Source organism: Streptomyces sp. NPDC048295, assembly GCF_040652135.1.
Lineage (GTDB): Bacteria > Actinomycetota > Actinomycetes > Streptomycetales > Streptomycetaceae > Streptomyces.
In genome coordinates, this window is sequence record NZ_JBEZLL010000007.1 from 250,548 (window position 1) to 274,047 (window position 23,500).

The following is a 23,500-nucleotide window of genomic DNA, read 5'->3' on the forward strand; positions in this document are numbered from 1 at the left end:
GGGATCCAGCCGCGCGGGCGCCTCGGTCATGCGGAGGCCGTCTCCTGGGCGGCTTCGTGGGACAGCAGGAAGTCGGTGACGGTGCCGAGGCCCTCACCGGTGAGCGAGTTGGTCAGCACCACCGGCCGGCCGTCCCGGACTCGGTGGGCGTCCGACTCCATGACGCCGAGATCGCACCGGACGTAGGGGGCGATGTCCACCTTGTTGATGACCAGCAGTTCGCACTCGGTGATGCCGGGCCCCCGCTTGCGCGGCATCTTGTCGCCCTCGGCGGTGTCCAGCACGAACAGGAACAGGTCGACCAGCGCGGGGCTGAAGGTGAGGGTCAGGTTGTCCCCGCCGCTCTCGAAGAGCAGGGTGTCCACCTCGGGGAAGCGCTCCAGGAGTTCGTCCGCGGCGGCCTGGTTCATCGTCGGGTCGTCACGGACGGCGGTGTGCGGGCAGGCACCGGTCTCCACGCCGACGATCCGGTCCGCGTCGAGGATCCCGGCCAGGGTGCGGCGCACATGGGCGGCGTCCTCGGTGGTGAAGATGTCGTTGGTGATGACGGCCGGGGTCCGGCCGCGCTCGATCAGCAACGGGACGAGCGCCTCGATCAGGGCGGTCTTGCCGGAGCCGACCGGTCCGGCGACCCCGACGCGCAGTACGCCGTCCTTCGGCCGCCGCATGAACTCGTCGTGGTCGTGGTGGTGGTGCCTGGCCTGCATGGGGTCGTGCATGGTGATCCTGTCCTGGTGATGTGGGTGCGGTGGAAGGGGTACGGAGGCGGGGAACGGGACAGCCCTTAGCTGGCGAACAGCCGTGCCTCGGCGCGCTCGTGGCGGCCGGCCATGACGTCGGCCACCGGGACGCAGCCGCCGATGTCGGGCAGTTCCCGGCCCAGGGCCGCGTCGACGGTCTCCTCGACGACCGCGGCGGCCCCGTGCAGCACGACCTGCGCCCGGCGGTGGTCGGTGAGCCGCAGCCGCATGGCGGCCCCCACGAAACTGGCCGCGAAGGCGAACAGTTCGCAGGTGACCGCCTGGCGGACGGGCAGCCCGTTGCCGGCGTGGACGACGGCGGCGACGACCGGCTGGCAGCCGCGCACCGCGCCGTCCCGGTACAGGCCCCGGTACCGCTCGATCGGCGCGGTGCCGTACACCTCGCCGGCCAGGTCCAGCAGCTGCCGCCCGGTGCGGACGGCGGCCTGCCGGGCCTCGCGGCCCAGTTTGGTGGCGTGCAGCCGCTGTTCCACGGCCACCACCTCGTCCCAGTCGTCGGCGGTGACCGCGCGGTGGGCGAGCGCGAGGGCGGTGGCGTCGGCCGGGCCCACGCTGTGGCGCAGCAGGTCGTGCAGGAGCGCCGGCAGGCCGGACGGGGTGACCGCGCGGGCCTGCTGGAAGCCCTCCAGGCCGTGGGAGAGGGTGTAGTAGCCGCTGGGGAAGGCCGAGTCGGTGAGCTGGAGTCCGCTCAGCAGGGCCGGGATCGGTATCGGGTCGTTCACACCGGGTATTCCGTTCGGGCGGTTGGCCGTCCGGGCCGGGTCCGGGCCGGGCACGGCCCCGGGGGCGGGACGGTCAGACGATGTAGAAGAGGTGGTTGAGCGGGAGCCGTTCGGCCGGCTCGATGGTGGCGGGCTCCCCGTCGACGGTGACCTTGTACGTCTCCGGGTCGACCTCGATGCGCGGCAGCGCGTCGTTGCGCACCATGTGCTGCTTGCCGATGGTCCGGCAGCGCTGCACGGGTTCGATCCGCCGTTGCAGCCCCAGTTCGCCGGGGACCCCGGCGGCGATGGACGCCTGCGACATGAACGTCACCGAGGTGCGCTGCTTCGCACGGCCGTGGGTGCCGAACATCGGCCGGTAGTACACCGGTTGCGGCGTCGGCAGGGAGGCGTTGGGGTCGCCCATCAGGGCCCAGTTGACCATGCCGCCCTTGATGATCAGCTTGGGCTTGGCGGCGAAGGAGTGGATCGGCCAGAGCACGATGTCGGCGAGCTTGCCGGGCTCCAGGGAGCCGATCACGTCCGCGGCGCCGACCGCCGTCGCGGGGTTGATGGTCAGTTTGGCCAGGTAGCGCAGGACCCGCGCGTTGTCGTTGCGGGAGCTGTCCTCCGCCAGCGGACCGCGCATCTCCTTGCAGTGGTGCGCGGTCTGGAAGGCGCGGAGGAAGGACTCGCCGACCCGGCCCATGGCCTGGGAGTCCGAGGAGAAGATGCTGATGACACCGAGGTCGTGCAGCACGGTCTCGGCGGCGATCGTCTCGGCGCGGACCCGGCTGTCGGCGAAGGAGACGTCCTCGGGGATGTCACGGGACAGGTGGTGACAGACCATCACCATGTCCAGCAGCTCGTCCACCGCGTTGACGGTGTACGGCAGGGTCGGGTTGGTGGAGGCCGGCAGCACGTTGGCCTCGCCGGACACCCGGATGATGTCGGGGGCGTGACCGCCGCCCGCGCCCTCGGTGTGGAAGGTGTGGATGGTCCGGCCGTCGATCGCCGACAGGGTGTCCTCGTAGAAACCGCCCTCGTTGAGGGTGTCGGTGTGGATGGCCATCTGTACGTCGTGCTCGTCGGCGACCCGGAGCGCGGTGTCGATCGTGGCGGGGGTGGCGCCCCAGTCCTCGTGCACCTTCAGCCCGGCGGCGCCCGCCTCGATCTGCTCACGCAGGGCCTCGGGGAGGCTGCCGTTCCCCTTGCCGAGCAGTCCCACGTTGACCGGCAGGTCCTCCACGGCCTCCAGCATCCGGTGGATGTTCCAGGGGCCGGGGGTGCAGGTGGTGCCGTTGGATCCGTCGGTGGGGCCGGTGCCGCCGCCGAAGAAGGTGGTGATGCCGTTGGAAAGGCCCTCCTGGGCCTGCTGGGGCGCGATGAAGTGGATGTGCGTGTCGACGCCTCCGGCGGTGGCGATGAGGTGCTCGCCGGATATCACCTCGGTGCCGGGGCCGATGACGAGCTTGGGGTCCACGCCGCTCTGGAGGTGCGGGTTCCCGGCCTTGCCGACGCCGACGATCAGGCCGCCGCGGACCCCGATGTCGCCCTTGACCACGCCGAGGACCGGGTCGAGGACCACGACATTGGTGATGACCAGGTCCAGGGCGCCCTCGCGGTTGAGGGCGGACGGGTCCTGGGCCATGCCGTCGCGGATGGCCTTGCCGCCGCCGTAGACGGCCTCTTCGCCGTAGGAGCCGGCGTTGTGGTCGTACTCGACCTCGACGATCAGATTGGTGTCGGCCAGGTGGAACCGGTCTCCCACCGTGGGGCCGAACAGATCCGTGTACTGCTTGCGCGGGATGATCGCCATCAGTTGCGCTCCTCTTCGTTCTTCTCGGTTGCGGACCCGGGCTGTACGAAGCCGAGTTCCGCGGCGCGGCGGAGCGCGTCGCGCCGGGTGTCCGGGGCGGACAGGCCCCCGTTGACGAGTCCGGCGAAGCCGTTGAGCCGGCCGGTGCCGGCGAAGGCGCACAGGTCCACCTCGCGGGTGTCGCCGGGCTCGAAGCGCACGGCGGTCCCGGAGGGGATGTCCAGGCGCATGCCGTAGGCGGCCTCGCGGTCGAACCGCAGTGCGCGGTTGATCTCGAAGAAGTGGTAGTGGGAACCGATCTGGACGGCACGGTCACCGGTGTTGGCGACGGTGAGCCTGGTCCTGGCCCGGTTGGCGTTGATCTCCACGGGGTCGTCCCCGTAGAGGTAGTGGGCTCCGCCCGACATCTGTGTCTCCTCGGTCTCTCAGGCGCTGATCGGGTCGTGGCAGGTGACCAGCTTCGTCCCGTCGACGAAGGCGGTCTCGACCTGGAGGACGGTGAGCATCTCCCGTACGCCGGGCATCACGTCGTCGCCTGTGACGACCCTGCGGCCCAGCTCCATGCACTCGGCGACGGTGTGGCCGTCGCGGGCGGCCTCCAGGACGGCCTCGGTGATCAGGGCGGCGGCTTCGCTGTAGTTGAGCTTGGTTCCCCGGTCGCGGCGGCGGCGGGCCAGGTCCGCGACCACGTAGACATGGAGCTTGTCGATTTCCCGCGGTGCGAGGTTCATGACGTCACGTCTGCTTTCTCGAAGATGCGTGTCCGAAGGAGAGCCCGGGACGGTCCAGAGCCGGAACCGCCGCCAGGAAGAGCCAGGTCGTCACGGTGAACGGCCAGGTGAAGGGGGTTGTGCCGGACGACTGGGCGAAGGCTTCCCAGGCAGCGGCGAAGGGGACCGAGGCCACGGCGGCGAGCGCGGCGTACCCGGCGGTCCAGGGGGTGGGGGTCAGGAAGACGGCCGTCAGCGCGATCGCGCAGAGCACCGCGTTGTAGCCGTAGAGCCCCTCGGTGATCGAACCGACGGGCAGTCCGGCCGCACAGGCCGTCACGAGTGACACGGCGCTGGCGCCCATCGCCGCGAGGGCCGCGGCCCGGGAGGCCACGAAGATCCCGGCCAGCACGATCAGGCCCGCGTACCACTTGTCGAGGAAGAAGATCTGGCCGATGCCGTCGCAGAACGCACGCCCCGCCTCGGCGGCCGTCAGTTCGGTGAACCCGGGGACACGGGCGGCGGCGCCCGCGGTGACCGGGCCGTGCGGCAGAGCGATCGTCAGGGCGCTGACGACCAGGCAGTAGGGGGCCGTCAGCACGGGCAGCCCGAGCGGGGTGAGCAGCCGGCCCGCGGCGCCGCTCAGCACCGCGCAGACCGCCGCCCCGAGCACGGCCAGCACCGCGGTCTGCCACGAGGCCCCGAGCCGGACGACGAGGGCGATGCCGGTGAGACAACCGCAGTAGCCCTGGAGCCCCTGCCCCACGCCCTTCCGGTCGGCACCCAGCAGGACCGCCGCCCCGGTGGACGCGACGGCACCGAGCAGGCCGAACACGCCGGGACGCCATCCACCGACGAACAGGGCGACCGCGAACAGCAGTCCGGACCACGGGCTGGAAACGAGTACGACCTGAGCGATGCCGCGCAGTGGTACGCGCAGCCGCACCAGCCCGGCACGAGGAGAAAGCCGGCCCTGCGCCTGCGCGGCCGGTTCCGATGCGGGCACGTCTTCTCCTTTGAGACATGACGAATGAGGGCATGCCGAATTAACCCGCATCTCCCGCATTCCGCAGGGATGTGGATCTTGGTCAACAATCTGTTGAGACGGTACGCCCGGAAACAGCACGGAAACAGGGACGAGAAAGTGACACCGGGAGCCATTGCGCGACCACTTGCAGTCACATTCCCAGCTCAGAAGCACAGCGGATCGACACCCGACAGGCACCGCGAATCCCTCCACCAAGAAAATCTTGGTCAGAGGTTGAACATTCCGTACCTGTCATTTGACCGAACGAGGGGCTGCATCAAGGCATTTCGCGCCTTTCGCGCGAACTGCGAGCACTCGCCGCCCACGACCATTGCGACGCATTCGCCTGTACCACACACGTATAAATTCCGACAAGAAACATCTGGATAATTTCAGGCACATGGGAGCCATCCCGGCACACCCCACCGGGGGACGGCGTACGCTGCGCCCCGCCGAACTCGCCCCGGTCGTCCCGCCGGTGCTCGAACCGATCCGCGGCCGGCTGCCCCGCACGGAGCGGCGGCCGGGGCACGCACCTCGGTTCCGCACCCGGCCGGAACCTCGGCGCGGAGCTCGGCCGGCGACCGGAGGGCGTGCTCGCGGTCCTGCTTCAGCGTGCCTGGTCCACGCCGTCGACGGTGACCAGGCACGGCCCCTTGCCGTCCTGGAAGCGCCCGTTGACGTCGGCGAACCCGTTGTCACCGAGCACTGCGGCGACCGTTTCAGGCTTCAGGCGTTGACCGCACCTCTTGTTCACGCCCTGGGCCGACGCCCTGGTCACCGGAGGGCCGGACTCGCTCCACCCCCTCCGCCACACCCGGTCGGGAGCAGTGACATCGAGGCCGGCCCGGCCCAGGCAGCGCCTGCGACACATCTCCGCCCCCTGCCGCCCCGGCGCTCCGCCGCCCCCGCGCATGGCACCAAGGCATCAACAGCAGGGCCGCGCAATCGGGTTGACCCGCGATGCCGCGATCGCGGGTGGGCCCCGCTCCTAACGGCGGCCCGGCCGTGGCGGCCCCGGCCACCCGGCAGCCGGACCTGGCTGCCGGGTGTTCACCGGGTCCGTAACCGGCCGGGCCGGCCACGGAGCCCCGGCCCCTAACCGGGCAGGTTGCCGTCGCCGCCCAGGTTGGCGACCATGCGGCGCAACACGTTGACCGTCGTCACGAAGTCGACCGCGTCGATGCCTTCGTGCACTTGCGCCTGCACCTTCGAGACCCGCTCCTTGGCCCGGACCCGCCCGGCCTCTCCCGCCTCGGTCAACGTCATGGCCCCGGCGCTCTCCGTGACCCATCGACGGGCGACGAGGTCGTCGAAGACCCCGTCGAAGCCGAGGCCGAGCTCGTCGTACTTCTCCAGCCGCGCGGTCAGTGCCGGGCGGGTCCACTTCCCCGGATCCCTGGCCACGTGGTTCAGCGTCCACCAGTGCGGCTGTGTGAGGTCCTCCGTCGCCAACTCGGCACGGATGGCCCCGACCACCAACCGACACGTCTCACCGGTCCAGGCCCCAATGGGCTGGCCGGCCAACTCCTCGTGCGTGTACTCCCTGATCGCGCCGCTCATGCCATTCCTTCCAAAAAATCATCAGGACGTGGCGACCGTAGGACCTCAAGTCTGGTTGAGGTCAAGGGAGTAGCCGGGCCGGCGCATGCCGCCGGGACCGCCCGGCCCGCCGCCCAGGGCCTTTCGTCCGGATCACGCCGGGCTCGCTCGCGGGGACCGGCCCGGTCCGGACGAAGCGCCCTAGTCCTCCGGCGGGAAGACGACCTCCCCCGAGCCGGTCAGCGTGATCGTGATCGCCTCGACCGGGCAGCCCTCGGCCGCCGTGAGGACCTGCTCGTCGGCGTCGGTCTCCGGGACCACCGGGCGCGACTGCCGGGCGGAGTCCAGGGCGAAGCGGCCCGGTGCGTGGTTCAGGCACATCCCGGAGCCGATGCAGATCCCCCGGTCGACCTCCACGGCCCAGCGGTCCCCCATCACGCCCCCTCGTATCCGGCCGGCAGGTGGATCATCTTGTGCTCGAAGTACTCGCCGTACCCCTCGGGGCCGAACTCCCGCCCCAGACCTGAGTTCTTGTACCCGCCGAACGGGCCGAGCATGTCGAGACTGAAGGTGTTCACGCTGTACGTACCGGTCCTGACCCGGCGGGCGATGTCGATGCCGCGTTCGGTGTCGGCGGTCCAGACGCTGCCGCTGAGGCCGTAGTCGGAGTCGTTGGCGATCCGTACGGCCTCGTCCTCGTCGCCGTACGGCAGCAGGCAGATGACGGGGCCGAAGATCTCCTCGCGGGCGATGCGCATGGAGTTGTCGACGTCACCGAAGAGGGTCGGCTCGACGTACCAGCCCCGCTCCTGGGAAGCCGGACGGCCGCCGCCGGTGAGGATCTTGGCGCCTTCGTCCTGCCCGATCCGGATGTAGTCGAGCGAACGCCGCTGCTGGCGCTGCGCGACCAGCGGGCCGAGTTCGGTGGCGGGGTCGAGCGGGTCGCCGACCTTCAGCGCACCGGCCGCCGCGGCGAACGCCTCGGCCGTCTCGTCGTAACGGGAGCGCGGGACGAGGATGCGGGTCTGGGCCACGCACGCCTGGCCGTTGATCATCCAGGCGAAGGGGACGATGCCCGCCACGGCGGCGTCCAGATCGGCGTCCGGCAGGATGACCGCGGCGGACTTGCCGCCCAGCTCCAGGGTGACCCGGGTGAGGTTGCGCGAGGCGACCTCCATCACCCGGCGCCCGGCGGCCACGGAGCCGGTGAACGACACCTTGTCGACGCCGGGGTGCCCGACCAGGTACTCGCTGACCTCCCGGTCGGCCGGAAGGATCGACAGCACCCCCTCCGGCAGCCCGGCCTCGGCGGCGATCTCGGCCAGGATGTAGGCGTCCAGCGGGGACTCGGGCGAGACCTTGAGCACGGCGGAGCAGCCGGCCAGCAGGGCGGGCGCGAGCTTGGCGGCGGCGGTGAACTGCGGAACGTTCCACGGCACCACGGCCGCGACCACCCCGACCGGCTCCCGGCGCACCAGCAGCGGCCCGAGCGCCCCGGCCCGCCGCTCCTCGTACGGGAAGTCGCGGGCGACGGTGATCGCCGCGTCCCACACCATCATCGCGGCGAGCGCCTGCACCATGACGCTCGACGTGTACGGGGTGCCGTTCTCCGAGCTGATGACCCGGGCGATCTCCTCGTACCGCACGGCGAAGCCGTCCTTGATCCTGGTCACCACCGCGATCCGCTCGTCCAGGCCCATCCGCGCCCAGGGCCCCGCGTCGAACGCCCGCCGCCCGGCCTCGACGGCCCGGTCCACATCCGCCTCACTCGCGTGCGGCACCCGGCCGATGACCTCTTCGGTGTGCGGCGAGACGACCTCGATGGTGTCCCGGCCCAGCGGATCGACCAACTCCCCGCCGATGAACAGTTTTCCGTGTTCGACAAGCTCGGTCATGACTGCTGCCTCCCGCGGCCCGGCGCGTTGCCCGGCTCAGTATCCGACCCGGCATCTGACTCCGTGTCAGAACTGATACCAGTTCCAGTTCCAGGAGTCCACGTCCGCGACACCGTTCGACATGCACGCGGACGGCTTCGGCGTCGCGCGGGACACCGCCGCCCCACGAAAGGCCGAGCCCATGGCCCGGACCAGATGGTCGACCAGGGCTACTACTGGAACAAGTTCTCGTTACAGTGGGGGCGACGCACCGGAGCCGCAATTCCGCACGTTGTCTGGAGAGATGGGGACCTCATGACGCAGGTGACCGACCACGGCGGGGGCGTGCACAGCATCAAGGTGCCCATCCCGGACAATCCGCTCGGCCATACCCTCGTGCACGTCCTGGACACCGACCGGGGGCCGGTCCTGATCGACACCGGGTGGGACGACCCCGAGGCGTGGGACACGCTCGGCGCCGGGCTCGCCGCCGTCGGTACGGGGGTGGCGGACATCCACGGGGTGGTCATCACCCACCACCACCCCGACCACCACGGGCTCTCCGGGCAGGTGCGCGATGCCTCCGGGGCCTGGATCGCCATGCACGCGGCGGACACCGCGATCGTGCGGCGTACCCGGGAGTCCCGGCCCGGTACCTGGCTGGCGTACCTCGCGGCCAAGCTCACCGCGGTCGGCGCGCCCGAGGAGCACCTCGCGCCGTTGCGGGCCGCCGCGGCCGGCGGAGGGCGGGCGCGGGCGCTGCCGGGGCTGCGGGCCGCGCTGCCGGACCGGGAGATCGTCCCCGGTGAGCTGCTCGATCTGGCGGGGCGCAGGCTGCGGGCGATCTGGACGCCGGGGCACACGCCGGGGCATGTGTGCCTGCATCTGGAGGAGGAGCATCCGGGGAACCTGCCGGGCCGTGGGCGGCTCTTCTCGGGTGACCATCTGCTGCCGGGGATCAGTCCGCACATCGGGCTGTACGAGGACCCGGACGACGCGACGGTCGGCGATCCCCTCGGTGACTACCTGGACTCGCTGGAGCGGATCGGCAGGCTCGGGGCCGCCGAGGTGCTGCCCGCCCATCAGTACGCCTTCACCGATGCGGCGGGACGCGTGCAGGAGCTCATCGGCCATCACGAGGAGCGGCTGACCGGGCTGCTGGGTCTGCTGGCACAGCCGCTGACGCCGTGGGAGCTGGCCGAGCGGATGGAGTGGAACCGGCCCTGGGAGCAGATCCCGCACGGCTCCAGGAACATCGCCGTCTCGGAGGCGGAGGCGCATCTGCGGCGGCTGGTGAAGCTCGGGCGCGCGGAGGCGGTGCCGGGCAGCGAGCCGGTGAGGTACACGGCGGTGTGAGTGCGGGGCGGGCCGCCCCGCCCCGCACCCTTCAGCTCACCGGCCGGGCCTCACTGGCCCACCCGTCCGTCGATGCACTCGCGCAGCAGGTCGGCCTGCCCGCAGTGCCGGGCGTACTCCTCGATCCTGTGCACCAGCAGCGACCGGACGGAGACGCTGTCCTTCCCCAGCCGCTCGCCCAGGTCCGCGTGGCCGGCCAGTGCGGCGTCGGTCGCGGCCTGCTCACGCTCCAGATCGGCGTAGGCGGCGTCGACCACGGCCTGATCGGCGACGGCTCCGTCGAAGTCCGCGTCACGTCTGCCGTACAGCTTGGGCAGCGGCTCACCGTCGGTGATCCAGTTGCGCCAGTCCCGTTCCACCTCGGCGAGGTGGCGCAGGAGGCCGAGCAGCGACAGCGTCGACGGCGGGACCGAGCGCCGGGCCAGCTGCTCCGCGTCCAGGCCCTCGCACTTCATCCTCAGGGTCAGCCGGTAGTCGCGCAGGTACTCCTGGAGCGTCGGGAGCTCGCCGTCCGGACCGGCACCTTCCGAGTTGCGGGGGTCGTCGTCCGGGTCCGCCCACATGTCGGGGTAGACGGTCGCCTGGGTCCAGCGTGCGGGTTGATCACTCATGCGGGACATGGTCGTCCGTTCGGGGCCGAACTCGCCAGTGGGTTTCCGGCGTTGCCCGCCAGTGGGTTTCCGCACCGTCGGTGGGCCGAAGCCGCCCCGGGCCCGGCCGGGCCCGCCCGGTAGAGTGTGCGGGTCGTCATCATGCCCGTTCAGGGGGAAGCCGGTGCGAATCCGGCACTGACCACGCAGCCGTGAGCCGTCGTCGCAGACGGTGAGTCGGAATGCCCTGTCCGCGGTCGTGACCGGCTCGGACCACCGGACCCACCGGAGGTCGGCACCGTCGAGGTATACGGAGCCGGAGCCTGGTGCCTGAGCGTGCCTGTGCCCGGTTCACCCCGCAGGAGAGGCCCCGCCCGCCATGACCGTACGCCGCAGCGCAGCAACGCTCGCCGCCACCGCCGCCGTGCTCTGCTCGGCCGCAGCGCCGGTCGCGGTCGCAGCGCCGTCCCCCTCGCCCTCGCCGTCCGCCGCACTGCCCGCCGGGCTGTACGGCACGAAGGACCCCACCTACGACGGGGTGTGGCGGCAGTCGATGTCGTTCCTCGCCCAGCGGCTGGAAGGGGTCACCCCGGCCGCGAAGTCGGTGGACTGGCTGGTCTCCCAGCAGTGCGCCGACGGCTCCTACGCCGCGTTCCGGCCCGATGTCTCCGCGCCGTGCGACGCGAAGACGGTGCGGGACACCAATGCCACCGCGGCCGCCGCCCAGGCGCTGGTCGAGGTCGGCGGGCACCGGGAGACCGTGAACAACTCGGTGCGCTGGCTGAAGTCCGTGCAGAACGAGGACGGCGGCTGGGGCTACACCGCCGGCACGCCCAGCGACGCCAACTCCACCTCCCTGGTGATCGGCGCCCTCGCCCGGCAGGGGCAGCGGCTCGCCGACATCACCACCCCCGGTGGGAAGACCCCCTACGACCCGCTGCTCGCGCTCGCGATCCCGTGCGGCGGCAAGGACGGCGGCGCCTTCGCGTACCAGCCCGACAAGAAGGGGAAGCTCGCCGCGAACGCGGACGCCACCGCGGCCGCCGTGCTCGGCACGATGGGCAAGGCGATGGCCGTCGGGAACAACGCCGCGGGCAAGGCGCCCAGCTGCCACCCGGGCTCCGGCCTCACGCCCGAGCAGGCCGCCCAGAACGGTGCCCACTACCTCGTCGGCGCCCTCGCCGGCAGCAACCACCTGGACCTGGCGCCGATGCCCGGTGCCACCGACACCACCCCGCAGCCCGACTTCGGCAACACCGCCGACGCGGTCGTCGCCCTGTCCGCCTCCGGCCACCAGGACAAGGCGGCCGGGGCCATCGGCTGGCTGAAGAAGAACTCCGCGGACTGGGCCGCCGGGAGCGGCCCCGCCGCCTACGCCCAGCTGATCCTGGCCGCCCACTCGACCGGCGACGACGCCCGGGACTTCGGCGGCGTCGACCTGGTCGCCCGGCTGAACGCGGCCGGCCCCGAGCCCGCCGCCGTCGTGACGCCCGACCCGTCCGCCGACACCGGGTACGAGGCCACCGAGAAGGACCAGGTCCACAGCGGCGACGACGTGATCGGCGGCGTGTGGTGGTACATCGGCATCGGCCTCGTCCTCGCCGCGATCGCGTTCTTCCTGATCAGCGGCCGCCGCAAGAACAGGCAGCCGTGAGGCGCGCGGGACGGGCCACCGCGCTGCTGGTGGTCCTGGGCGCCGTCCTGGCCGTGCTCGGCGCCGGACCGGCCCAGGCGGCCGGCTACCGGTACTGGTCGTACTGGGAGAGCTCCGGCTCCGGCTGGACGTACGCCACCCAGGGCCCGTCCCTGGTCCGGCCGGACGACGGGGCGGTGCAGGGTTTCCGGTTCTCGGTGAGCGAGGACTCCCAGGACTCGGCGAAGCCGCGCCGCGCCCCCGACTTCACGAAGATATGCGCGGACACCCCGGCCGAGGACGGCACCAAGCGGATCGCGCTCGTCATCGACCCGGGCACGGCCGCGGACGCCCCGGCCGGTGAGACACCGCCCACGCCGCGCACCGCGTGCGCGCGGGTGGACCCCGACGCGAGCGCCGCGGAGGCGCTCGCCTCGGTGGCGAAGCCGCTGCGGTACAGCAGCGACGCGATGCTCTGCGCGATCACCGGCTACCCGGCCTCCGGCTGCGGCGAGCAGGTCTCCGGCGACGGGCAGGGCACGCCCGCCACATCCCCGTCCGCCTCCGCCCCGTCCGCACCGGCCGGGTCCGCCGCCTCCTCCGGCCCGGGCGGCTCCTCCGGCCCGTCCGCCGGGGTGCTCGTCGGGGTCGGCGCCGTCCTCGTTCTCGGCGTCGCCGCGGTCGTGCAGTCCCGCCGCCGCCGCGGATGACCGCCCCGACCGGCTCCGCCGTCCTGGCGCGCAGCCGCCCGCTGCGCGCCCCCGAGGCGAACCGGAGCAACGCCCTGCCCGCAGGGGCCTGGTGGCTGTGGGCGCTCGGCCTCGCCACCGCCGCGTCCCGGACCACCAATCCGCTGCTGCTCGGACTGCTGGTGGGGGTGGCCGGTTACGTCGTGGCGGTGCGCCGCACGGACGCGCCGTGGGCACGTTCGTACGGGGCGTTCATCCGGATCGGGCTGTTCGTCGTCGGTGTGCGGCTGGTCTTCTCCGTCTTTCTCGGTTCGCCGATCCCCGGTACCCACACGCTGTTCACGCTCCCCGAGGTGCCTTTGCCCGACTGGGCGAAGGGGGTCAGGATCGGTGGCCGGGTCACCGCCGAGCAGCTGGTCTTCGCGCTGTACGACGGAGCGAAGCTGGCCACCCTGCTGATCTGCGTCGGTGCGGCGAACTCGCTCGCCAACCCGGCCCGGCTGCTGAAGTCGCTGCCGGGCGCGCTGTACGAGGCGGGCGTCGCGGTCGTCGTCGCGATGACGTTCGCGCCGAACATGGTCGCCGACGTGATGCGGCTGCGCACCGCACGGCGGCTGCGCGGCCGCCCGACCGGTGGCGTCAAGGCGGTCCTCCAGATCGGGCTGCCGGTCCTGGAGGGCGCGCTGGAGCGGTCGGTCGCGGTGGCGGCGTCGATGGACGCGCGCGGATACGGGCGCACCGCCCAGGTCCCGCCCGCCGTCCGGCACACCACGAACGTCCTCACCCTCGGCGGGCTGCTCGGGGTGTGCGCCGGTACGTACTGTCTGCTGGCCGCGCAGGGTGCGGTGTACGGGCTGCCGCTGCTGATCGCCGGGCTCGTCGCCGCGGTGGCCGGGCTGCGGCTCGGCGGGGCCCGTTCGGTGCGTACCCGCTACCGGCCCGACCGGTGGGGTGCGCGGGCCTGTCTGGTGGCGGGCTCGGGTGTCGCGGTCGCGGTGGCGATGATCTGGGCGGGCGGTGCCGACGGGGCGGCGCTGCACCCCGGGGTCGTACCGCTGGTCGCGCCGGTGCTTCCGCTGTGGCCCGCGGCCGCGGTGCTGATCGGGCTGCTGCCCGCGGTGGTGGCACCGGTGCCGCCGCCCGCGGGCGGCCCGCGTTCCAAGGAGATCCAGTGATCCGGTTCGAGCAGGTCTCGGTGCGCTACGAGGGGGCGGCACGGGCCACTCTCCGCGGGGTCGATCTGACCGTTCCCGAGGGCGAGCTGGTGCTGCTCGTCGGCCCGTCCGGGGTCGGCAAGTCGACGCTGCTCGGGGCCGTCTCGGGTCTGGTGCCGCACTTCACCGGCGGCACGCTGAGCGGCCGGGTCACGGTCGACGGGCGCGACACCCGTACCCACAAGCCGCGTGAACTCGCCGATCTGGTCGGCACGGTGGGCCAGGACCCGCTCTCCCACTTCGTCACCGACACGGTCGAGGACGAGCTGGCGTACGGCATGGAGTCGCTGGGCCTGGCCCCCGGCGTGATGCGCCGGCGGGTCGAGGAGACCCTGGACCTGCTGGGGCTCGCCGGGCTGCGCGACCGGCCGATCGCCACGCTCTCCGGCGGCCAGCAGCAGCGGGTCGCGATCGGTTCCGTCCTCACCCCGCACCCGAAGGTCCTGGTCCTCGACGAGCCGACGTCCGCGCTGGACCCGGCGGCGGCCGAGGAGGTCCTCGCCGTGCTGCAACGGCTGGTGCACGACCTGGGAACGACGGTCCTGATGGCGGAGCACCGGCTGGAGCGGGTGGTGCAGTACGCGGACCAGGTCGTCCTGCTGCCGTCGCCGGGCGCCGCCCCGGTCATGGGCGCGCCGGCGGATGTCATGGCCGTCTCCCCGGTCCGCCCGCCGGTCGTCGCGCTGGGCCGGCTGGCGGGCTGGGAGCCGCTGCCGCTCTCGGTCCGCGATGCCCGGCGCCGGGCGGCGGGCCTGCGCGAACGGCTCGCGTCGGTGCGGCCGCCCGCTCCGGAGCCGGTGACCGCCCCCACGCTGCCCGCCCCGGCCCCCTCCCCCGTACGGCGCGGCGCCCTGGCCCGGCTGCTGGGCCGCGGCGCGCGGACGCCCGACGTGCCCGAGCCCGTCGCCGACGCCACGGCCCGGGTCGAGCGGCTCGGCGTACGACGCGGCCGGGTCGAGGCGCTGCGCCGGGTGACGCTCACCGTCGCCCCCGGCGAGACCGTCGCCCTGATGGGCCGCAACGGCGCGGGCAAGTCCACCCTGCTGGCCACCCTCGTCGGCATGGTCGAGCCCACCACCGGCACCGTCCTGGTCGGCGGCCGGACCCCGCACCGCACCGAGCCGCGCGAGATGGTGCGCCGGGTCGGGCTCGTACCGCAGGAGCCACGCGATCTGCTGTACGCGGACACCGTCGCCGCCGAGTGCGCCGCGGCCGACGGCGACGCGGGGGCCGCCCCGGGCAGCTGCCGGGCACTGGTCTCCGAACTGCTGCCGGGCGTGCCGGACGACACCCATCCCCGCGATCTCTCCGAGGGCCAGCGGCTCGCGCTCGCCCTGGCGGTCGTGCTCACCGCACGGCCCCCGCTGCTGCTCCTGGACGAGCCGACGCGCGGCCTGGACTACGCGGCGAAGGCCCGGCTGGTCGTGGTGCTCCGGGGCCTCGCGGCCGACGGTCACGCGATCGTGCTGGCCACGCACGACGTGGAGCTCGCCGCCGAGCTGGCGCACCGGGTGGTGATCCTCGCCGACGGGGAGACGGTCGCGGACGGCGAGACCCGGCAGGTGGTGGTCTCGTCCCCGGCGTTCGCGCCGCAGACCGCGAAGATCCTCGCCCCGCAGGAGTGGCTGACCGTGGCGCAGGTGCGCGCCGCACTGGGAGAGCCGTCGTGAGCGGGCGCCAGGTGCGGCCGGTACGGCTCGGGCCGCGGGCGATCGCCGCGCTCGTCGTCGTCAGCGCGATCGGGGTGGTCGCGTTCGGCTGGCCGCTGCTGGCCGGCCCCGACGCCGGTCTGGCGCACGCGCAGGACGCGCCGTGGCTGTTCGCCGCGCTGCTGCCACTGCTGGTCGGGGTGGTCGTCGCGATGATCGCGGACTCCGGTCTGGACGCGAAGGCGGTGGCGATGCTGGGGGTGCTGGCCGCGGTCGGCGCGGCCCTGCGGCCGCTGGGGGCGGGCACGGCGGGGCTGGAGCCGATGTTCTTCCTGATGGTGCTGAGCGGCCGGGTGCTCGGGCCCGGCTTCGGCTTCGTGCTCGGCTCGGTGACCATGTTCGCCTCGGCGCTGCTCACCGGCGGCGTGGGGCCGTGGATGCCGTTCCAGATGCTGTCGATGGGCTGGTTCGCGATGGGCGCGGGCCTGCTGCCGGGCCCGGACCGGCTGCGCGGGCGGGCCGAGCTGCTGATGCTGGCGGGGTTCGGGTTCGTGGCGTCGTTCGCGTACGGCACGGTGATGAACCTGTACGGCTGGACGATCGTGCCCGGTCTCGGCTCGGGGATCTCGTTCCACCCCGGGGATCCGGTGACCGACAACCTGGTGCGCTTCCTCGCGTACTGCGCGGCCACCTCGCTCGGCTGGGACCTGGGCCGGGCGGTGCTCACCGCGGTGCTGACGCTGGCGGTCGGTCCGGCGCTGCTGAAGGCGCTGCGGAGGGCCACCCGCCGCGCCAACTTCGAGGCCCAGGTCACATTTGACGCTCCCCGCGAGTGAGGGCTCCCACAGGACCTTGGTCCACCACTATCCGGGGCAGTAGCCGCCCCGGGGCCGGGCTCTTTCCCCGGCACCCGCGCCGACCTGCCGCGACGCCCGCCGGGCGGCCGGGGTGGCCCGGGTCCTTCGGGTCCGGGTACCAGGCGGGTTCGTACCCGGGGTCGTTGCGGTGGCCGAAGGCCGCCGCTATCACTGGATGAGTCGCCGAGCACCGCAGGGTCCGCCGAACCGGACCGCGGTCGACGAAGACCGGTCCACCCGCACCACCGCACGATCCGGACCGGCCCGCGACTCCCCCGTACCCGACGTCAGGACTCTCTGTGTCGTTCGCCCGCACCATCCTCGCCAAGCCCCGCACCGCCCGCCGCAAGTCCGCCGTCGCCGGCGCCGCCGTACTCCTCGGCGCCACCGGTCTGGGCCTCGGCGTCACCCCGGCCATGGCCGCTCCGGCCACCGCGCCGACGACGGTCGCGGCGAGCGCGCAGGCCACGGCGAAGTCGATGATCGGCGACGCCGCGCAGTTCCAGTGCTTCAGCAACATCGTCCAGCGCGAGAGCGGCTGGAACCACCACGCGACCAACGCCTCCTCCGGCGCCTACGGTCTCGTGCAGGCCCTGCCCGGCTCGAAGATGGCTTCCGCCGGAGCCGACTGGCGGACCAACCCCACGACCCAGATCAAGTGGGGCGTGGACTACATGAACTCCCGCTACGGCAGCCCGTGCGCCGCCTGGTCGTTCTGGCAGGCCAACCACTGGTACTGAGCCGGCACCTCCGCCTTCCGGACTCCGGCGCGAAGGCCCCGACCACCGGTCGGGGCCTTCGCCATGCCCATGTCCGTACCCGGCCGCCGCCGGGCGAATAGGCCGCTTGATATCACTTGGCCAAGTTATTACTCGTTAGTCCATTTAGGCGCATTTGGCTCGCCCGTCCTTTCCCGGCGGCCACCCGCGCGTTGTGAATCTCGTGGAACCACGAGAATTCTGGGAGAGGAACACCGTCCTGGCGGAAGCTTTCTGCGCCAGCGACGAACGCATGCGCCGGGCACAGGCGTTGCTGGACGAGACGCAGGCGGAGCGGAGCAGAACGCTGGCCGCTTTCGCCGTCACGGTCGGCGACGACGGATCGATCGCGGACCTGATGGGCCTGAACGAGCGTGAAGTGCGATTAGCACGACGCACCGTCGGCCGCACCGACGCACGGTCCCTCGCCGAGAAGCTCCTGAGCCGGTCCTCGCCCCCGGCGGGCGAACCGGCGGGCAAGCCTGCCGCAGCGCCGGAGACCCCCCTGCCGCGCCCGGCCGACGAGACCCCTCCGCCACCGCCCAAGGCCACGCAGCCCACCCCACCACCGGCTGCGCCCCCCACCCCGGTCCCGGCCCCCACCCCGGTCCCGGCCCCCGCACCGGTCTCGGCCCCCGCGCCGGCCACGACCGGGACCCTGGCCTACATCCCGTCGCCGTCCCCGCCCGTCGACATGGAGAGCTCCGTCATCTGGTCGCCGAGCATGGACTCCGTACTGCTGTGGAGCTGGGAGTCCGGTCTCGATCTGCAGACGGTGGCCGCGGAACTCGGCCTGGAGGTACGCACACTGCTGATGCGCGTACAGGAACTCGCCAACAACGGGCTGCTCACTCTCGCGACCCCCGTCGCGGACGTCGGCCGGTCCGGGCGGCACCGCCGCCACCACGAAGAGGGATACGCGGCGCTGTTCAGCCCCACCGCCACCTTCCCCACCCACGTGCCGTACTGAGGCACGCCTGCCGTCGCCCCGGCGACGCGGGCCCCGGCCGGACGACCGGCCGGGGTTCCCCCCACTCCCCCACTCCCCCGCTCCCCACGGGCCCGCCGCGCTCAGCGCCGCGCGGCCACCGTGTCGAACCAGCGGACGATCTGCGGACCCGACTTCATGTACGTGGTGTTGTGGTCGGCCCCGCCCTGGTCGATCACCGGAACCTCGACGCCCCGGGCCGCCAGATCGGCGGCGCAGTGCCGGGCGTTGGCGATCGGGACATCGGTGTCGCCGGACGAGGAGTAGAGCCGCACCGGAACGTCCGGCTTCCAGGCGCAGTTGCCGTCCTGGGCACGCGCCGCCTCCAGCAGACCGCCGGTGAGGTGCTGGAGCCGGCGGTAGTAGTCGTCGGTGAGCAGCTCCTTCAGCGTCGCGGGCAGCGCCGGGATGATCTGCTCCTCGGTGTGATGGGAGTCGAAGAGGTCGTCCACGATCGCGGCGTACGGCTTCCGGAACGCCTCGGACGGGTCCTTGTAGAGCGGGTGGAGTCTGCTCTGCGCGGTGAGGTAGTACGACATGTAGAAGACGGCGCTGGTGTCGTTGACCCTGCCGTCGAACAGGGCGGGCGTCTCCGCGTGCTCGATGTCGAAGGGGCCCGACACGGGCGCGAGGGCCCGGAGCCTGAAGTGCCGGTCCGCTCCGTTGTCGAGGGCCTTGCCCAGGGCCATGGCGACCTGGCCGCCCTGGGAGAAGCCGCTGGCGTACACATCGCCGGTGAGCGGCCGGTCCAGGCGCAGCGCGGCGGTGCGGGCGGCCCGCAGCATGTCGACGGTGGCGGTGACGGAGGACTTCGTGTCCATGTAGGGGTGGCGTCCGGGGCCCTTGCCGAGGCCCAGGTAGTCGGGTGCGGCGACGGCCCGGCCCGCGGAGGCGTGGAGGTACGGGGCGAAGCGGCCGAAGTCCTCGCCGACGGAGGGGGCGTAGTCGCGGTGGGCCATGGTGCCGTGGGTGTCGGAGACCAGGTCGAGCCGGTGGGGGCCGCCGTCGGGGAGGGCGAGGAGGCCGGTCGCCGTGGTGGGTGCGCCCTGCGGGGTGACGGTGCGGTAGGTGAGGCGGTAGGCCCGCAGTCCGTGGCGGACGGTGCCGGTGTCCATGCCGCCCGAGGCGAGGAAGCGGGCGACGTCCGCACGGTCGAGGCGGGCCACGGGGGTGATGCCCAGCAGGGTCCCTCTGCCCTGGGTGGTGGCCTGGTGGTGTGCCCCCGGTGTCCCGGCGGGCTGTTGTGCCACGGCGGGGGCGGTGCCGAGGGCGGCGAGGACCAGCGCCGCGGCTGCTGCCGCCGTCCGGCGGGCGATGCGTCGGCCCTTGGGCGAAGTCTGCTGCGCCGTACGGCTGTTGTTGATTTCCATGACGACGACGCTAGGCCGCCGCGCGCCGCGCCGACATCGGCGTGGGCACCCGGCCCGGGGTACACCTGACAACACCCCGGGCCGGGGGCCCGCCCGCCCCTCAGAGCCGCTGGATGATCGTTCCGGTCGCCAGGGCGCCGCCCGCACACATCGTGATGAGGGCGAACTCCTTGTCGCGGCGCTCCAGTTCGTGCAGGGCCGTGGTGATCAGCCGGGCTCCGGTGGCGCCCACCGGGTGGCCGAGCGCGATGGCGCCGCCGTTGACGTTGACCTTCTCCAGGTCCTGCCCGAACACCTGGGTCCAGCTCAGCACCACCGACGCGAAGGCCTCGTTGATCTCGACGATGTCGATGTCCTTGAGCGACATCCCGGCCTTGCCTAGCACCGCGCGGGTCGCGTCGACCGGCCCGTCGAGGTGGAAGTGCGGGTCCGAGCCGACCAGGGCCTGGGCGACGATCCGGGCACGGGGCTTGAGCTTGAGGGCGCGCGCCATCCGCTTGGAGGCCCACATGATCGCGCAGGCGCCGTCGGATATCTGCGAGGAGTTGCCCGCGGTGTGGATGGCGGTGGGCATGACGGGCTTGAGCCGGCCGAGCCCCTCCATGGTGGTGTCGCGCAGCCCTTCGTCCCGGTCGACCAGACGCCACATGCCCTGTCCGGCCGCCTGCTCCTCCTCGGTGGTCGGCACCTGGACGGCGTACGTCTCCCGTTTGAACCGCTCCTCGGCCCAGGCGACGGCGGCCCGCTCCTGCGAGATCAGCCCGAGCGAGTCGACGTTCTCCCGGGTCAGTCCGCGTTTGCGGGCGATGCGCTCGGCGGCCTCGAACTGGTTGGGCAGGTCGACGTTCCACTCGTCGGGCCAGGGCTTGCCCGGCCCGTGCTTGGAGCCACTGCCCAGCGGCACCCGCGACATGGCCTCGACACCGCAGCTGATGCCGACGTCGATGACTCCGGCCGCGATCATATTGGCCACCATGTGGGAGGCCTGCTGCGAGGAACCGCACTGGCAGTCCACGGTGGTGGCGGCGGTCTCGTACGGAAGACCCACGGCGAGCCAGGCGTTGCGCGCCGGGTTCATGGACTGTTCGCCGGCGTGGGTGACCGTGCCGCCGACGATCTGTTCGACGCAGTCGGCGTGGATGCCGGTGCGGCCGAGGAGTTCTCGGTAGGTCTCGCCCAGCAGATAGCCGGGATGCAGATTGGCGAGCGCGCCCTGGCGCTTGCCGATGGGGGTGCGTACGGCTTCGACGATGACGGGTTCCGCGGCCATGAGCTCGTCCTCTCCTCGCACTTCCGCAGGGGCGTCCCGGCGCCCACGGATGGAACTAGTACGCGTTCTAGTTCTTTAGCAGTCTTATGAGGCTTACCCCCGGTACGCAAGAGTGCTGCACGCTCCTTGCGTCCGCTTCATACCGACCCCACTCACTCTTCACGCAACAGAACGGACCGCCGCTCTTGCCAGTTGTAGAACTCGTTACTACCTTTCCGTCAACATCTGATGGGTCGTCAGGCAACGTCCGTGCGGCCCTCGGACCGACCTGGAGCTGCCGATGTCCTGCCCCCATCTGCCCGAAGGGTTCGACTTCACCGACCCCGATCTGCTCCAAGCCCGCATTCCGCACCCGGAGTTCGCACAGATGCGGCAGACCGCACCGGTCTGGTGGTGCGCCCAGCCCTCCGGCATCTCCGGTTTCGACGACGAGGGCTACTGGGTCGTCACCCGGCATGCGGACGTCAAGTACGTCTCCACCCACCCGGAGCTGTTCTCCTCCCACACCAACACCGCGGTCATCCGCTTCAACGAGTCGATCAGCCGGGACCAGATCGAGGTCCAGAAGCTGATCATGCTGAACATGGACCCGCCCGAGCACACCCGGGTCCGCCAGATCGTCCAGCGGGGCTTCACCCCCCGGGCGGTGCGCTCCCTGGAGCAGGCCCTGCGCGACCGCGCCCGCTCGATCGTGGAGACCGCGCTCGCGGCGGCCGACGACGACGGCTCGTTCGACTTCGTCACCAACATCGCCGTCGAACTGCCGCTCCAGGCCATCGCGGAACTCATCGGCGTACCTCAGGAGGACCGGTCCAAGATCTTCGACTGGTCCAACAAGATGGCCGCGTACGACGATCCCGAGTACGCGATCACCGAGGAGGTCGGCACCGAGGCGGCCATGGAGATCGTCTCGTACTCGATGAATCTCGCGGCCGCCCGCAAGGAGTGCCCGGCCAAGGACATCGTCTCCCAGCTGGTCGCCGCGGAGGGCGAAGGGAACCTCTCCTCCGACGAGTTCGGCTTCTTCGTGATCCTGCTCGCCGTCGCCGGCAACGAGACCACCCGCAACGCCATCAGCCACGGCATGCACGCCTTCCTCACCCACCCCGACGAGTGGGAGCTCTACAAGCGCGAACGCCCGGAGACGACCGCCGAGGAGATCGTCCGCTGGGCCACCCCCGTGGTCTCCTTCCAGCGGACCGCGACCCAGGACACCGAACTGGGCGGGCAGCAGATCAAGAAGGGCGACCGGGTCGGGCTGTTCTACTCGTCGGCCAACAACGACCCCGAGGTCTTCGAGAACCCGGAGGCCTTCGACATCTCCCGCGACCCCAACCCCCACCTCGGCTTCGGCGGTGGCGGTCCGCACTTCTGCCTCGGCAAGTCCCTCGCCGTGATGGAGATCAACCTGATCTTCAACGCGATCGCCGACGTACTGCCCGATCTGCGGCTGGTCGGCGATCCGCGGCGGCTGCGTTCGGCGTGGCTCAACGGGATCAAGCAGCTCCAGGTCAGCACCGCCACGCGCTGACCGCCGGGTTCCGGGCGGCGGGGTCCCACTCCTCACGCCCCGGCCCCCGCCGTCCGTACCGGCACCCGGCTCCGGCCCCATGTCCCGCCGAACCCCCGTGCGGGGGGCGCACAACGGCGCGAGGATCATGACGGGCATGCACGCCCTGTTCTCCGCCTTCGCCCCCATCTGGATGCTCACCGCCATCGGCTACACGGTCGGCCGCAGCGGTCTGCTGGGCGACCGGGCGGAGGTCGTGCTCGGCCGGTTCGTCTTCCATGTGGCCATGCCCGCCGCCCTGTTCACCATGGTGTCCGGGGCGCGGCCGGCCTCCTTCGCCAACTCCTCGATGCTCGCGTTCGCCGCGGGCACCGCGCTGGTCTGCGGCCTCGGGTTCCTGGCGGCCGGCCGGCTCTTCGGCCGCGGCACGGCCGACCGGGCGATCGGCAGTATGACGTCGGGCTACGTCAACTCCGCCAACCTCGGCATTCCGGTGGCGGTCCAGGTGCTCGGTGACGCGTCGTTCGTCGCCCAGATCATCCTGTTCCAGGTGCTGTTGGTCTCCCCGGTGATCCTGACGCTGCTGGACACGGGGACGGGAGCGGGGACGGGGGCGCGCTCCGGGAGGGCCGTGGTGTTCCGGCGGATGCTGACCATGCCGGTCCGCAACCCCGTCATCATGGCCTCGTTGCTCGGGGTGGCCGTGTCCGCGCTCGGGCTGCGGCTGCCGCATGCGCTCGCGCACTCCTGCGACCTGCTCGGCGCCGCCGCCGTGCCGACGGCCCTGATCACGCTGGGGCTGTCCCTGAACGCCCGCCCGGCCGAAGCCGGTTCGGCGGAACCCGAGCCGAACGCGGAGCGGCCGGTACGAACGCCGGGCGCGGGGCACACGGCGCGTGCCGAGGTCGCCGTGACAGTGGCGCTGAAGACGCTGGTCCAGCCCCTGATCGCGTTCGCCGTCGGCGGCCCGTTGCTGCATCTGCCGGAGCACCAACTCCTCGCCGTGGTGCTCTGCTCGGCGCTGCCGACCGCTCAGAACGCCTTCATCTACGCCCAGCAGTACGGACTGGACACCCGGCCGGCCCGCGATGCGGTGGTGGCCTCGACGGTGGTCTCCATGGCGACGCTCTCGCTCGCCGCATGGGCCCTCGGGGCGACCGGCTCCTGAGGTCACCCGGCGGA

22 protein-coding genes and 1 riboswitch are annotated in these 23,500 nt (G+C 72.2%); of the genes, 10 read left to right on the forward strand and 12 right to left on the reverse strand.

The genetic code is table 11. The features are described 5' to 3' along the window. Window positions 1-26 precede the first annotated feature (26 nt). The 9 genes from ureG to AB0D53_RS13395 all read right to left on the reverse strand — a co-directional run bounded on the left by ureG (window position 27) and on the right by AB0D53_RS13395 (window position 8,455). Window positions 27-668, reverse strand: coding sequence for an urease accessory protein UreG (gene ureG, locus AB0D53_RS13355; RefSeq protein ID WP_362444854.1), 642 nt, complete (start codon window positions 666-668; stop codon window positions 27-29). 116 nt (window positions 669-784) lie between these two features. Then, on the reverse strand, window positions 785-1,483 hold the full coding sequence (locus AB0D53_RS13360; RefSeq protein WP_329816241.1) for an urease accessory UreF family protein: 699 nt from the start codon (window positions 1,481-1,483) through the stop codon (window positions 785-787). A gap of 73 nt (window positions 1,484-1,556) precedes the next feature. Continuing rightward, a complete protein-coding gene (ureC, locus tag AB0D53_RS13365) occupies window positions 1,557-3,281 on the reverse strand; it encodes an urease subunit alpha (RefSeq protein WP_362444514.1) in 1,725 nt (574 codons plus the stop codon). Continuing rightward, window positions 3,281-3,688, reverse strand: coding sequence for an urease subunit beta (locus tag AB0D53_RS13370; protein ID WP_329816243.1), 408 nt, complete (start codon window positions 3,686-3,688; stop codon window positions 3,281-3,283). The genes ureC and AB0D53_RS13370 overlap by 1 nt, the downstream gene beginning before the upstream one ends. A gap of 18 nt (window positions 3,689-3,706) precedes the next feature. Continuing rightward, on the reverse strand, window positions 3,707-4,012 hold the full coding sequence (locus AB0D53_RS13375; RefSeq protein WP_266691068.1) for an urease subunit gamma: 306 nt from the start codon (window positions 4,010-4,012) through the stop codon (window positions 3,707-3,709). A gap of 4 nt (window positions 4,013-4,016) precedes the next feature. Then, on the reverse strand, window positions 4,017-4,997 hold the full coding sequence (locus tag AB0D53_RS13380; RefSeq protein ID WP_362444518.1) for an urea transporter: 981 nt from the start codon (window positions 4,995-4,997) through the stop codon (window positions 4,017-4,019). A gap of 1,119 nt (window positions 4,998-6,116) precedes the next feature. Then, complete coding sequence (locus AB0D53_RS13385; protein ID WP_362444521.1) at window positions 6,117-6,581, reverse strand: MarR family transcriptional regulator; 465 nt, start codon at window positions 6,579-6,581, stop codon at window positions 6,117-6,119. Between the two features lie 180 nt (window positions 6,582-6,761). Beyond that, entirely contained in the window at window positions 6,762-6,995 is a 234-nt protein-coding gene (locus tag AB0D53_RS13390; protein WP_362444524.1) for a ferredoxin, read from the reverse strand. Continuing rightward, entirely contained in the window at window positions 6,995-8,455 is a 1,461-nt protein-coding gene (locus AB0D53_RS13395) for an aldehyde dehydrogenase (protein WP_362444527.1), read from the reverse strand. Before AB0D53_RS13395 ends, AB0D53_RS13390 begins: the two co-directional genes overlap by 1 nt. Window positions 8,456-8,749: 294 nt before the next feature. Here AB0D53_RS13395 and AB0D53_RS13400 point away from each other — a divergent pair, with 294 nt between their 5' ends. Further along, on the forward strand, window positions 8,750-9,790 hold the full coding sequence (locus AB0D53_RS13400) for an MBL fold metallo-hydrolase (protein ID WP_362444530.1): 1,041 nt from the start codon (window positions 8,750-8,752) through the stop codon (window positions 9,788-9,790). 50 nt (window positions 9,791-9,840) lie between these two features. On the opposite strand, the gene AB0D53_RS13405 is transcribed toward AB0D53_RS13400, so the two are convergent. After that, entirely contained in the window at window positions 9,841-10,401 is a 561-nt protein-coding gene (locus tag AB0D53_RS13405) for a DinB family protein (protein WP_362444533.1), read from the reverse strand. Window positions 10,402-10,514: 113 nt separating this feature from the next. Further along, window positions 10,515-10,650: riboswitch (cobalamin riboswitch) on the forward strand. 109 nt (window positions 10,651-10,759) lie between these two features. Here AB0D53_RS13405 and AB0D53_RS13410 point away from each other — a divergent pair. From AB0D53_RS13410 to AB0D53_RS13440, 7 genes are all read left to right on the forward strand, one after another. Next, window positions 10,760-12,034 carry a prenyltransferase/squalene oxidase repeat-containing protein gene (locus AB0D53_RS13410; protein ID WP_362444536.1) on the forward strand — a complete coding sequence of 425 codons (1,275 nt, stop codon included), beginning with the start codon at window positions 10,760-10,762 and terminating at the stop codon, window positions 12,032-12,034. Further along, on the forward strand, window positions 12,031-12,723 hold the full coding sequence (locus AB0D53_RS13415; RefSeq protein ID WP_362444539.1) for an SCO2322 family protein: 693 nt from the start codon (window positions 12,031-12,033) through the stop codon (window positions 12,721-12,723). The genes AB0D53_RS13410 and AB0D53_RS13415 overlap by 4 nt, the downstream gene beginning before the upstream one ends. After that, window positions 12,720-13,877 carry an energy-coupling factor transporter transmembrane protein EcfT gene (locus AB0D53_RS13420; RefSeq protein ID WP_362444542.1) on the forward strand — a complete coding sequence of 386 codons (1,158 nt, stop codon included), beginning with the start codon at window positions 12,720-12,722 and terminating at the stop codon, window positions 13,875-13,877. The genes AB0D53_RS13415 and AB0D53_RS13420 overlap by 4 nt, the downstream gene beginning before the upstream one ends. After that, window positions 13,874-15,586, forward strand: a complete 1,713-nt coding sequence (locus AB0D53_RS13425) for an ATP-binding cassette domain-containing protein (protein ID WP_362444545.1) — start codon at window positions 13,874-13,876, stop codon at window positions 15,584-15,586. The genes AB0D53_RS13420 and AB0D53_RS13425 overlap by 4 nt, the downstream gene beginning before the upstream one ends. After that, on the forward strand, window positions 15,583-16,401 hold the full coding sequence (locus AB0D53_RS13430; RefSeq protein WP_362444548.1) for an ECF transporter S component: 819 nt from the start codon (window positions 15,583-15,585) through the stop codon (window positions 16,399-16,401). Before AB0D53_RS13425 ends, AB0D53_RS13430 begins: the two co-directional genes overlap by 4 nt. Window positions 16,402-16,721: 320 nt before the next feature. Continuing rightward, complete coding sequence (locus tag AB0D53_RS13435) at window positions 16,722-17,162, forward strand: transglycosylase SLT domain-containing protein (RefSeq protein ID WP_362444551.1); 441 nt, start codon at window positions 16,722-16,724, stop codon at window positions 17,160-17,162. A 202-nt stretch (window positions 17,163-17,364) separates the two neighbouring features. Continuing rightward, window positions 17,365-18,150, forward strand: a complete 786-nt coding sequence (locus AB0D53_RS13440; protein WP_362444554.1) for a hypothetical protein — start codon at window positions 17,365-17,367, stop codon at window positions 18,148-18,150. A 101-nt stretch (window positions 18,151-18,251) separates the two neighbouring features. Here the strand turns inward: AB0D53_RS13440 and AB0D53_RS13445 are convergent, their stop codons facing one another. Together AB0D53_RS13445 and AB0D53_RS13450 are read right to left on the reverse strand one after the other, a co-directional pair. After that, entirely contained in the window at window positions 18,252-19,538 is a 1,287-nt protein-coding gene (locus AB0D53_RS13445; RefSeq protein ID WP_362444557.1) for an alpha/beta hydrolase, read from the reverse strand. A 100-nt stretch (window positions 19,539-19,638) separates the two neighbouring features. Then, a complete protein-coding gene (locus AB0D53_RS13450) occupies window positions 19,639-20,808 on the reverse strand; it encodes a steroid 3-ketoacyl-CoA thiolase (RefSeq protein ID WP_329816257.1) in 1,170 nt (389 codons plus the stop codon). Window positions 20,809-21,088: 280 nt separating this feature from the next. Here AB0D53_RS13450 and AB0D53_RS13455 point away from each other — a divergent pair, with 280 nt between their 5' ends. Then, the gene (locus AB0D53_RS13455) at window positions 21,089-22,339 is read left to right on the forward strand and encodes a cytochrome P450 (protein WP_362444561.1); all 1,251 of its coding nucleotides are present in this window, start codon (window positions 21,089-21,091) and stop codon (window positions 22,337-22,339) included. A 136-nt stretch (window positions 22,340-22,475) separates the two neighbouring features. After that, window positions 22,476-23,486 (forward strand): AEC family transporter, encoded by a 1,011-nt coding sequence (locus tag AB0D53_RS13460; protein WP_362444564.1) that lies wholly within the window; start codon window positions 22,476-22,478, stop codon window positions 23,484-23,486. Window positions 23,487-23,500 lie beyond the last annotated feature (14 nt).